This is a genomic window from Streptomyces katrae (assembly GCF_000717655.1).
In the GTDB taxonomy this organism is placed as follows: Bacteria; Actinomycetota; Actinomycetes; order Streptomycetales; family Streptomycetaceae; genus Streptomyces; species Streptomyces katrae_B.
In genome coordinates, this window is sequence record NZ_JNZY01000009.1 from 101,393 (window position 1) to 113,408 (window position 12,016).

The following is a 12,016-nucleotide window of genomic DNA, read 5'->3' on the forward strand; positions in this document are numbered from 1 at the left end:
GCCGGGCCCCGCATCCGTCAGACGGTTACTTCGGGCCGAAGGTGAGGACGAGCTGCGGAGCGGCCTCCGCTGCAGTCGACTCCATGGACCAGATCCACAGCGGGTCGGTGCCCGTGCTCGTCAGGGCCAGGCTGTAGCTGCTGCCCAGCACCGGGGAGAGCACGGCGGTGTCCAGCGGGGTGCTCTGGACCGCCGAGCCGTCCGGCACGCTCGCGAACGCGCCGAGCGGGGTGGTGCCCAGGGTCGGCTTGTTGTTGAACGTCGTGCTCGCACCGCTCCAGGTGCCGGTGACCGGGACCACGGACACCTTGTCGACCGTACCGGCGTTCGCCTGGGTCGACGTCTTGATCTGGAGCGCGGCGGACTTCAGGACCTGCCCGGCCGGCGCGGCCGGCAGGTTGAAGCGCAGGTACGTCTCGTACGCCGAGGTGCCGCGGACGGCCAGCGAGGTGCTCGCGCCGTTGGCCGCGCTCGGGGCGCCCTGGTTGATGTAGGTGTCCTCGGTCGCGGAGACCTTGGAGACCGTGTCGGAGGGCGCCTTGGCCAGGTCGTAGTGGTTCTTGGCCTGGGCCGCGGTGAGCGCCTTCGGGTAGACGGCCGTCTCGTCGATCTGGCCGGCGAAGAAGTTGCTCGTCGGCCTGGTCGGCCAGCTGGCGAGGTTGTCGCCGCCGACGTGCCAGAAGCCCTCGTACGAGGCGGAGCTGGTGACGTTCAGCGTGCCCTTGCTCTGGCCGTCGACGATCAGCTCCATGCCGGCCGGACCCATGGCTCCGACGACGTGGTGCCACTTGTTGTCGTTGTACGTGTCGAACAGACCGGTGGAGACGGTGCGCGTCGAGCCGTTGTAGACGCCGAAGACCAGACGACCGGTGTTGGTCATGTAGATCTGCTTGTCGTACGAGCCGCTGTTGCGCGTGGTGTTGTTGCCGAAGCCGATCAGCTTTCCGCCGCGCGTGGTGTTCGTCTTGAACCAGGTCTCGACCGAGAAGGCGTTGCCCACGGTCTGGCGGTGGTCGCTGTACACCTGCTGGCTGGTGCCGTTGAAGCCCATCGCCGTGCTGGCGCCGCTGATCGCGCCGGGCGTCTGGCGCAGGGCCGGGGCGTTGAGCTGGATGCCGCTGGTGTTGCCGCTCTCCGAGGAGTCGGCGACGTACGGGCTGACGGTGTCGTCGTAGCGCCAGTACAGGTTGGCGCCGTCGGCGCGGACCTGGTTCGGGTACGACTGCACCGAGCTCGGGACCGTGACCGAGGCCGTGGCCGACAGGGCGCTGGTGTTGCCGGCCGCGTCGGTGGCCGTCACGCGGTAGGTGTACGACTGGCCGGCCTTGACCGTGGTGTCGTTCCAGGAGGCCTGGGGACGCTCCCACTCCAGGGACTCGGCGGCGACCGTGGCGATCGGGCTGGCGGAGCCGTTGCGGTAGATGCGGTACGTCAGCTTGCTGTCGTCCGCGTCGTAGCTGGTGCGCCAGCGGACCTGGACCTCACCGGGCTTGACGCTGCCGGCGCTCGCGACCGGGGTCGTCGGGGCGCCGACGTCGCCGGTGGAGGCGAAGCGGGTGAGCGCCTGCTGCGGCTTGCCGTTGATGGCGGTGAACTCGCCGCCGGCCCACATGTACTTGACGTCGCCCTTCTCGGCGATCGTCATGGCGCGCGGGCCGATGCCCTCGCCCAGGCCGTCGTTGGCGGTGGGGTGCCAGCCGAGCTTGCGCGGGCTGCGCACGAAGCCGTCCACGGGCGCCGGGGAGGCGCCTTCGTAGTTGGTCAGCTGCGCGTTGAAGAAGTTGCGCTTGCCGTCGGGGAACTGTCCCTCGAGCGAGCAGTCGTGCGCGTGCGAGGAGCTGTAGAGCACTCCGTCGTACGGGAGCACGGCCTGGGTCGCGCCGAGGCAGCGGTCGCGCCACTTCTCGCTGAAGTCGCTCAGCCTGAGGCCGATGCGGCCGTCGAAGACGCCGCCGCCGGAGCCCTCGTTGCCGGTGTAGAAGCCGGTCGAGTCGGTGGCGATGTCCTTGACCACGGAGTTCGACGGGATGTTGCTGTAGGTCTTGGCGACCGCGCCCGTGGTCGCGTTCACGACGGCCAGGGCGTGCGTGTTGGAGCCGTTGACCGAGAAGAAGTCACCGCCCAGGAGCACGTTCTTGCCGTCCGGGGTGACCTCGACCGCGCGGCCGGGCTCGTCGGCGTTGGCGGTGAAGGGCTTGAGCGCACCGGAGCCGGCGTCGACCGCGGCGAACCGCTCGCGGGTCTGGCCCTCGACGGCGGCGAAGTCGCCGGCCGCGTACAGGGTGTCGTCCGTGACGGCGAGGTCGCGCACGGTGGCGGGGAAGCCCGGGTGGAAGGCGGCCTTGGGGGTGCAGCTCTCGATGTCGATCGCCGCGACGCTGGAGACCGGGGTGCCGTTGACGGCGCCGAAGTAGCCGCCGGCGTACAGGGTCTTGTTGTCCTTGGAGACGGCCAGCGCGCGGACGGTCGCGCTGCCGTCGCCGATGGTGAAGGCGAGCTTGCACGAGGTCGGCTTGCCCGTCGCGGCGTCGAGCGCCACGAAGTTCACGGCTTCCTGCTCGGCGCCGCTGGTGCCGTCGGGCGGACGGACGGCCGAGAAGGTGCCGCCCGCGAAGACGGTGCCGTTCGCCTGGGCCATCGCAAAGACGATGCCGTTGGGCTGCCAGGTGGGCAGCTCGTCGGCGGTGAATGCCACGGGAGGCGTGATGGCGGACGCCTCGGGCATCAGCACCAGACCTATGCCGGTGCCGGCGCCGGCCAGTGACAGGACGAGGGCAGCAGTCAGCCCTCTGGATCTACGCATGAGCCCCCCAGGGCAATCGCCCGGTTTGATGGCTTGAACTATCCGAACAGCCATATGTACTGGCGCAGACTAGGGCTCCCGCGAGGACCCGGTCACCTCCCTTGACCCATTGCATACCAACTTGGAATGAACGGTTCAGGTTGGAGGGCGCGCAGCGGACATACGGCAGGTTTGCCCCGGCCACACCCACCGATACCAGTGGAGATGACCGGGACACGGCAAATCGTAGGGGAAATATAAGGCTTTCAGCGGTCGATGCGGACCGTCACGCCCGCCAGTTGGTCCTCGACCTGCCGGATGTCGGCGTCGACCATGATCTGAGCCAACTCGGCCACCAGCACCGTTGGCTTCCAGCCAAGCAGTTCATTGGCCTTGGAGGCGTCGCCGATGAGGGCGTCGACCTCGCTCGGGCGCTCGTACTTGGGGTCGTAGCGCACGTGCTCGGCCCAGTCGAGGCCCGCGTGGGCGAAGGACGACTCGACGAACTCGCGGACCGTGGCGGCCACGCCCGTGGCGACGACGTAGTCGGTCGGCTCGTCCTGCTGGAGCATCCGCCACATGGCGTCCACGTACTCGGGGGCGTAGCCCCAGTCGCGGACCGCGTCGAGGTTGCCGAGGTAGAGGTGCTCCTGCAGACCGGCCTTGATGCGGGCGACGGCGCGGGTGATCTTGCGGGTCACGAAGGTCTCGCCGCGGCGCGGGGACTCGTGGTTGAAGAGGATCCCGTTGACGGCGAACATGTCGTACGCCTCGCGGTAGTTCACCGTGGTCCAGTACGCGAAGACCTTGGCGGCGCCGTACGGGCTGCGCGGGTGGAACGGGGTCTTCTCGTTCTGCGGCGGCGGGGTGGCCCCGAACATCTCCGAGGACGAGGCCTGGTAGATCCGGGTGTCCACGCCGCTGGCCCGGATCGCCTCGAGCAGCCGCAGGGCGCCGAGGCCGGTCACGTCGCCGGTGTAGAGGGGAGCGTCGAAGGACACCCGCACATGGGACTGGGCGCCGAGGTTGTAGACCTCGTCGGGCCTGATCTCGCGGAGCAGGTTCACGAGCGCCACACCGTCGGACAGGTCGGCGTGGTGCAGGACGAAGGACCGGTTGGCGGTCTGCGGGTCCTGGTAGATGTGGTCGATGCGCTCGGTGTTGAAACTGGAGGACCGCCGCACGAGGCCGTGCACCGTGTAGCCCTTGGAGAGCAGCAGCTCGGAGAGGTAGGAGCCGTCCTGCCCGGTGACGCCGGTTATCAGTGCGGTCTTGCCCATGTGGGTCCCCCTGGGGGTCGTATCGGTCTGTTCTGGTGAGGCAGGGCCTCGGGGGCGGCGGTGCGGCCCGCCCGTGGGGCCGCACCTCGCGGTGACGGGTCCCGCCCGGCCGGGGGCTGCGCCCCCGTTTTCGCGCCGGACCTGACGGCGCGTACGGCCGCGGGGCCCAAGGGGCTGGATGCGTACCGTACACGGCGTCGCCCCGCCCCCTTCGGGCGGATTCCGCCGCGGCGGACCTCGTCTGCTGCCCGCGGCGGCGGACTGGCATCATCGGCGGTATGACAAGTTCGCTGCCGCTCCTGCCCCCGAACGCCCGAGTCTTCGTCGCGGGCCACCGCGGCCTCGTGGGCTCCGCGGTCGCCCGCCGGCTCACCGCCGACGGCCACGAGGTGCTCACCCGGGGCCGCGCCGACCTCGACCTGCGCGATGCCGCCGCCACCGGGGCGTACTTGAAGGACGTCCGCCCCGACGCCGTCGTGCTGGCCGCCGCCAAGGTCGGCGGGATCATGGCCAACAGCACCTACCCGGTGCAGTTCCTCGAGGACAACCTCAAGATCCAGCTCAGCGTGATCGCCGGTGCGCACGAGGCCGGCGTGGGCCGTCTGCTGTTCCTGGGCTCCTCGTGCATCTATCCGAAGCTCGCCCCGCAGCCCATCAGCGAGGACGCCCTGCTGACGGGACCGCTGGAGCCGACCAACGAGGCGTACGCCCTGGCGAAGATCGCCGGCATCGTCCAAGTCCAGTCGTACCGCAAGCAGTACGGGGCCTCGTACATCTCGGCGATGCCCACGAACCTCTACGGGCCGGGCGACAACTTCGACCTCGAGACCTCGCACGTGCTGCCCGCCCTGATCCGGCGCTTCCACGAAGCCGCCGCCGAGGGCCGCGACGAGGTCACGCTGTGGGGCAGCGGCACCCCGCGCCGGGAGTTCCTGCACGTGGACGACCTGGCGGCCGCCTGCGCGGTGTTGCTGGGCAGTTACGACGGCGACGAGCCGGTCAACATCGGGTGCGGAGAGGACCTCACCATCAAGGCCCTCGCCGAGACCGTCGCCGAGGTGACCGGCTTCCGCGGCCGGCTCGTCTGGGACACGTCCAAGCCGGACGGCACGCCGCGCAAGCTCCTGGACGTCACCCGCCTGACCTCGCTCGGCTGGAAGCCGGAGACCGGACTGCGGGACGGCATCGCCGCCACCTACCGGTGGTGGCGCGAGCAGGGCTGAACGCAGCGGCACGCGGTGCGGCCCCTCAGTACGCTCCGCGACCGTCGACGACGGCGCGGAGGGTACGGCCCATGACGTCGACGTCACTGGTGAAGGACCAGTTGTCGACGTACTGCAGGTCGAGCTGGATCGTCTCGTCCCAGGACAGGTCGGAGCGTCCGCTGATCTGCCAGAGCCCCGTCATGCCCGGCCGCACGGTGAGCCGGCGCAGCTCGACCTCGTCGTACTGGGCCACCTCCTCCGGCAGCGGCGGGCGCGGGCCGACGAGCGACATGTGCCCGCTCAGCACGTTGAACAGCTGGGGCAGTTCGTCCATGGAGGTGCGGCGCAGCAGCCGGCCCACCCGGGTCACCCGGGGGTCGCGGCGGATCTTGAACATCAGGCCGTCGTTCTCGTTGGCCCCGGACAGCTCGTTCTTGAGGCGGTCCGCGTCCACGACCATGGTGCGGAACTTCCACATGACGAACGGCACCCCGTCGCGCCCGATGCGCCGCTGGCGGTAGAACGCCGGGCCGCGCGAGCCGAGCCTTATCGCCAGGACGATGCCGAGGAAGACCGGGGAGAGCAGCAGCAGCCCGAGCGCGGCCCCCGTGCGGTCGAGGACCGACTTGAGCAGGGTCTGGACGCCGCGGCTCACCGGCGGAGCCACCCGCAGCACGGCGAGCCCGCCCGCGGACAGGGTCTCCAGCCGCTTGACGGAGACCTCCACGAGGCCGGGGAAGACGGCGAGTTCCAGGCCCGCGTCGTGCAGCGCCCACGCGACCCTGCGCAGCCGCTCCCCCGCGATCCGCGCGCCGGGGGCGACCAGCACCAGGTCGGCGTGGTGGCTGCGGACGGCGCCGAGCACGGCGGCCGAGTCCGCGTTCGGGGCCTCGGGCGCGGCGTCGTCGAGCCGGGCCGCGACGGGCACCCCGCCCTCGAGCGCGCCGGCGCCGACCGGCACCACTCCGACGACGACGTACGGGTGGTCGGTGCGCGCGGCCAGGTGCTCGATGACGGACTCGGCGGCGCCGGGTTCGCCGACCACCAGGACCCGGCTGACGGCGTGCGCCTCGCGGCGGGCCGCCGAGAGGTGGCGGTAGGTCAGCTTGTGGCAGGCCACGGTGATGAGGAGGGCGGGCAGCAGGGCGCCGAGCGCGGACAGCCGGGGGGTGCTCTCACCGGTCACCACGCGGGCCACGGCCAGCACACCGATCAGAATCAGCCAGTCGTGTACGACGGGCAGCACACCGCGCGATTCTCCGAGAACGCGGGCCGCGTACCGTCGGCGCACCGCCTGCACGCCGGTCCATGCCAGGGCCGCGCCGAGGGCGCAGTACACCGGCCGGACCTGCTGCGCCGCATGGAAGACCAGCCCTACGGGGACTGCGGCGCCGAGGAAGTCGGCCGTGAGGGCAGCGGGCAGGTACCAGCGGGCCTTGTCACCGAGCCGCCTCGCCGGGGCGGCCGCGAGCCGTGCCGATTCGGCGGCTCCTGCGGCCAGTCTTTGCGCAGGAAAATGGACATGACTCATGGGCCCCCCTGGCACGTGGTCTATGACAGCGGCGCGTGCCCATGGCTTCCCCTGGCGACGGACAACTGGCGCACCGACAAACAGTACGACAAACACCCGTACGACAAATGCCGATTGGCCGAACGAGGCCTCTTGTTGCGCAAGTGTTAGCAACCGGTACCAACCGTTCCAGATACCGGACCCCCCTTCGCACACGAAGGTGAATGGTCCGGATACCGGATACGTCTCATCGGTCAACGAACCGTTTCCAGCCAACCTTTTGACGCGGCCCTGACATTGGAGCCGACAGCTGGCACTCTTCGATCCGTTCTTCGCACCAGCCTGCTCTGCCCGGAGGCCCACCCAGCCGTCCGGAACCCCCCTTGCAGAAGGAGTCTGCGTTGAGTCACACCCCCCACAGGCGTGCCACCGCTGCCGGCGCGCTCGTTGCCGCCGCCGCGCTGCTCGCCGTCGGCATCCAGGCCGGCACCGCCACCGCCGACGCCACCGCGTCGCAGGCACGCAACGCCGCTCAGCCCAACCCGGGTGCGGCCGCCGTCAATCTCAGCCCCTCCGAGCGTGCGACGCTCATAGCCGACGCCAACTCGACCACCGTCCAGGCGGCCAAGGCCCTCGGCCTCGGCGAGCAGGAGAAGCTGGTCGTCCGGGACGTCGTCAAGGACGCCGACGGCACCACGCACACCACGTACGAGCGCACCTACGGCGGACTCCCCGTGCTCGGCGGCGACCTGACGGTCCACGCCAAGGCCGGCGTCACCAAGAGCATCACCAAGGCCACCCACCACGAGATCAAGGTCGCCGACACCACGGCCACGGTCACCCCGGCCGCCGCCGAGGGCCAGGCCGTCTCCGCCGCGAACTCCGAGGGCTCCAAGGACGCCAAGGCCTCCAAGACCGCCCGCAAGGTGATCTGGGCCGCCGAGGGCGCCCCCGTCCTCGCCTACGAGACCGTCGTGGGCGGCCTCCAGGACGACGGCACCCCGAGCGAGCTGCACGTGATCACCAACGCCAAGACCGGCGCGAAGATCACCCAGTGGCAGGCCATCGAGACCGGCACCGGCAACACCATGTACAGCGGCCAGGTCACGCTGGGCACCTCGCAGTCGGGCAGCAACTGGACGCTGACCGACGCCGCGCGCGGCAACCACAAGACCTACAACCTCAACGGCGGCAGCTCCGGCACCGGCACCCTCTTCAGCAACACCACCAACATCTTCGGCAACGGCGCCGCCTCCAACAAGGAGACCGCCGGTGCGGACGCGCACTACGGTGCACAGCTGACCTGGGACTACTACAAGAACGTGCACGGCCGCAACGGTCTGCGCAACGACGGCGTGGCCCCGTACAGCCGGGTCCACTACGGCAACGCGTACGTGAACGCGTTCTGGGACGACTCCTGCTTCTGCATGACGTACGGCGACGGTACGAGCAACTCGCACCCGCTGACGTCCATCGACGTGGCCGCCCACGAGATGACCCACGGCCTCACCTCGGTCACCGGCAACATGACCTACAGCGGTGAGCCCGGCGGCCTGAACGAGGCGACCTCCGACATCATGGCGGCGGCCGTCGAGTTCTACGCCAACAACCCGCAGGACGTCGGCGACTACCTGGTCGGCGAGAAGATCGACATCAACGGCGACGGCACCCCGCTGCGCTACATGGACAAGCCGAGCAAGGACGGCGGCTCCAAGGACGCGTGGTACTCGGGCATCGGCGGCATCGACGTCCACTACTCCTCGGGCCCGGCCAACCACTGGTACTACCTGGCCTCCGAGGGCTCCGGCGCCAAGGTCATCAACGGGGTGAGCTACAACTCGCCGACCTCCGACGGCCTCCCGGTCACCGCGATCGGCCGTGACGCAGCCTCGAAGATCTGGTTCCGCGCGCTGACGGTCGGCTACTTCAAGTCGAACACCAACTACGCGGCCGCCCGTACCGCGACCCTGCAGGCCGCTGCCGACCTGTACGGCGCCGGCTCGGCCACGTACAACAACGTGGCCAACGCCTGGGCGGGCATCAACGTCGGTCCGCGCATCGTCAACGGCGTCTCGGTCACCCCGATCGCCAACCAGACCACCCAGATCAACACCGCTGTGAGCCTTCAGGTCCAGGCGACCAGCACCAACCCGGGTGCGCTGAGCTACGCGGCGACCGGCCTGCCGGCCGGCCTGTCGATCAACTCCTCGACCGGTCTGATCTCGGGCACGGCGACCACCGCGGGCACGTCCAACGTGACCGTCACGGTGACCGACTCGGCGAGCCAGACGGGCACGGCGGCCTTCACCTGGACCGTCGGCACGTCCCAGCAGAACGTGTTCGAGAACACGAACGACTACCAGATCGCGGACAACGCGACCGTCGAGTCGCCGATCGCCGTGACCCGCACGGGCAACGCCCCGAGCACCCTCAAGGTGGACGTGAACATCGTCCACACCTACGTCGGTGACCTGCGGGTCGACCTGGTCGCCCCCGACGGCACCGTCTACAACCTGCGCAACCGCAGCGGCGGCAGCGCGGACAACATCGTCCAGAGCTTCACCGTGAACGCCTCGTCCGAGGTGGCCCAGGGCACCTGGAAGCTCCGCGTGGCGGACCTCGCCAGCCTGGACACCGGCTACATCAACAGCTGGAAGCTCACCTTCTGACCCCATCGGGGCAGGTGATGCGAAGCGGCTGACCCATGAAAACGCGGGGCCGCCCGGGAGAGACCCTCCCGGGCGGCCCTGTTCCATATGGCACCGGAACCTTCAGGTCCGAAGGTCAGCCCACGTGCTTGAAGATGGAGTCGAAGAGGTCGTGCCCGTGCCCGCGGTGCTCGTCGCGCCCGCCGTGCTGCTTGCCGTGCTCCTCTTCCTGGCCGTGCTCCTGCTCCCGGCCGTGCTCCTGCTCCCGGCCGTGCTCTTCCTCCTGGCCGTGCTCCCGCTCCCGGCCGTGCTCCTCCTCCTGGCCCTGCTCCTGTCGCGCCTGCGCCTGCTCCGGCCCGTCCATGGGCGCGCGGTGGGTGCGGCGGCCGTCGCGCCAGTCGTCACGGCGTTCGTCGTCATTGCGGACGTGGACCGGCACGAAAGTCGCCGAGAGGACCGCAACGTCGTGCACCGTGTCGCCCGGCTGCAGCTCCCGCTCCACCCGGCCGTTGCAGCCGTGGTTCGGGTAGAGCACGGCCCGCGAGTCGGTGTCGTTGTGCACCGCCGTCGCGGGGCGGCTGCGCGAGGTGTCCGTCAGCTCGTAGCAGGTGTCGTTGTCCGCCGGCCGGATCTGCGCGCGCTCGTCGTTGTCGATGATGTACTCCAGCCGGCCGAGGTCGTCGTCGCCTGCCATCGACGGGCCGGCGGTGGGCAGGACGAGGGCGAGGGCACCGAGGAGCGCTGCGGCGGTGGGGCGAAGACGCATGGGGAGGCAGTCCGTTCTGTGGGCAATGAATGCCGGTCCGGTGGCATCCAGCGGGCAGCGTAGGAGCGCCCCCCTGCACAGAAACGATTCGGCATGCGCAGCGCGTGCGCGGGTTCACCCTCCTGGATCGGCGGCCTGCGCCCGTACGGTCCCACCCCGCACCCTTTACGCGGGCGCGCGTTCGGACTCCGGGGCGGCCGCACCGGCCGGCCCCGCCGGAGCCGGTACGGGAGCCGCAGCCGGGACGGACGCCGGAGCCTGCGCCGCCGTACGGACCAGGACGAACACCACGAGTGCGCCGGCCAGTCCCATCAGCCCGGAGACCAGGAACGTCTCCCGCAGCCCGCTCGCGAAGGCCTCCTCCACCCAGACCCGGGCGGCGGGCCCCGCGGCCAGCAGCTCCCCGGCCCGGCCGGAGGCCAGCGCCTCGGCGGTGCCAGGCCCCTGGCCGGAGCCGCCGAGCCCGTCCTTCAGCCCGGCCTGGAAGACCGCGCCGAGCACCGCGATGCCGAGCGCCATGCCCAGCTGCCGCGCGGTGTTGAGGGCCCCGCCGGCCATGCCCGCCCGGGCCGGGGCCACGGCCCCCATCGCGGCGGCCGCCAGCGCCGGGGTTGCCATGCCCACGCCGAGGCCGGTCACCACCAGCCCCGGGACCAGGGCCTGCCAGCCGTCCCCGGCATCCGTCATCCAGGCCTGGAGCAGTGCGCCCGACCCGATCAGCAGCAGCCCGCCGCCGATGGTCAGCCGCGCCGGAGCCCCGTGCAGCAGCCGCCCGGCCACCGCCGAGACGGCGAACGCGGCGAGGCTCAGCGGCACCAGCACCAGTCCGGCGGAGACCGGGCCCATCCCCTCGGCGGACTGCAGCCACAGGGAGACGTACATCAGGTACGAGAAGGCGGCGCCGGACAGCAGCAGCGCCCCGGCCATGACGCCGACGAAGGTACTGCTGCGGAACAGCGAGAGGTCCAGCATCGGGCGGGAGCTGCGCAGTTCGACCAGGACGAAGGCGGCGAAGGCGGCCGCACCGAGGCCGAACAGGCCGAGGGTGGCGCCGCCGGTCCAGCCGTTCTCGCCGACCCGGATCAGGGCGTACGTGACGGCCGCCGCGCCGGTGGTGAAGGCGGCCATGCCGGGCAGGTCGAGCCCCTTGGCGCGCGGAGCGCGGGACTCGGCCACCGCCCGCAGGGTCACGTACACGGCCAGGGCGCAGACCGGGAGGTTGATGAAGAAGATCCAGCGCCAGCCGAAGTGCTCGGTCAGCAGCCCCCCGATGATCGGTCCGGCCGCGGCGGCGGCGCCGTTGACCGCACCCCAGACACCGAAGGCGATCCCGCGGTCGCGCCCCTGGTAGGCACTGCTGAGCAGGGCCATGGTGGTGGCGAACATCGCGGCGCCGCCGATGCCCTGGACGGCGCGGAAGGCGATCAGCGCGGCCGGTCCGGTGGCCAGCCCGCAGGCGAGGGAGGCGGCGGCGAAGAGCCCGAGCCCGCCGAGGTAGACGCTGCGGCGGCCGATCCGGTCGGCGAGGGAGCCGGCGCCGAGCAGCAGGGCGGCGAGGGCCAGGGCGTAGACGTCCATGACCCACTGGAGTGCGGAGAAGGAAGTGTGCATGTCGGCGGTCATGTCGGGCAGGGCGACCATCACGATCGTGACGTCGACCAGGAGCATGAACGCCCCGAGGCACACCGCGGTCAGCGGGAGCCATTTGCGCATGTGGGTTCTCCTCGGGACCCGAAGGCCCGGCAGGGGCCGGGCAGGGCCGGCAGGGGGTTGGCGGTGGCTCCAAACTTTCAACCGCACGGCCGATCCCCCATCCACACGCCCC

General features: G+C 70.8%; 7 protein-coding genes. 2 read left to right on the plus strand and 5 right to left on the minus strand.

Annotated elements, in window-relative coordinates; genetic code table 11:
• Positions 1–25: 25 nt before the first annotated feature.
• Both IF09_RS0113215 and gmd read right to left on the minus strand, forming a co-directional pair.
• Positions 26–2,803 (minus strand): DUF7594 domain-containing protein, encoded by a 2,778-nt coding sequence (locus tag IF09_RS0113215; RefSeq protein WP_030295175.1) that lies wholly within the window; start codon positions 2,801–2,803, stop codon positions 26–28.
• A 245-nt stretch (positions 2,804–3,048) separates the two neighbouring features.
• Positions 3,049–4,062 (minus strand): GDP-mannose 4,6-dehydratase, encoded by a 1,014-nt coding sequence (gene gmd / locus IF09_RS0113220; protein ID WP_030295176.1) that lies wholly within the window; start codon positions 4,060–4,062, stop codon positions 3,049–3,051.
• Between the two features lie 278 nt (positions 4,063–4,340).
• Between gmd and IF09_RS0113225 the strand changes: the two genes are divergently transcribed.
• A complete protein-coding gene (locus IF09_RS0113225; protein WP_030295177.1) occupies positions 4,341–5,285 on the plus strand; it encodes a GDP-L-fucose synthase family protein in 945 nt (314 codons plus the stop codon).
• A 25-nt stretch (positions 5,286–5,310) separates the two neighbouring features.
• On the opposite strand, the gene IF09_RS0113230 is transcribed toward IF09_RS0113225, so the two are convergent.
• On the minus strand, positions 5,311–6,798 hold the full coding sequence (locus IF09_RS0113230; RefSeq protein WP_030295179.1) for a sugar transferase: 1,488 nt from the start codon (positions 6,796–6,798) through the stop codon (positions 5,311–5,313).
• Between the two features lie 380 nt (positions 6,799–7,178).
• Here IF09_RS0113230 and IF09_RS0113235 point away from each other — a divergent pair, with 380 nt between their 5' ends.
• Complete coding sequence (locus tag IF09_RS0113235; RefSeq protein ID WP_037634758.1) at positions 7,179–9,446, plus strand: M4 family metallopeptidase; 2,268 nt, start codon at positions 7,179–7,181, stop codon at positions 9,444–9,446.
• A 115-nt stretch (positions 9,447–9,561) separates the two neighbouring features.
• Here the strand turns inward: IF09_RS0113235 and IF09_RS41685 are convergent, their stop codons facing one another.
• Together IF09_RS41685 and IF09_RS0113245 are read right to left on the minus strand one after the other, a co-directional pair.
• Positions 9,562–10,191, minus strand: a complete 630-nt coding sequence (locus IF09_RS41685; RefSeq protein WP_030295181.1) for a hypothetical protein — start codon at positions 10,189–10,191, stop codon at positions 9,562–9,564.
• Positions 10,192–10,356: 165 nt separating this feature from the next.
• Complete coding sequence (locus IF09_RS0113245) at positions 10,357–11,904, minus strand: MFS transporter (protein WP_030295182.1); 1,548 nt, start codon at positions 11,902–11,904, stop codon at positions 10,357–10,359.
• Positions 11,905–12,016 lie beyond the last annotated feature (112 nt).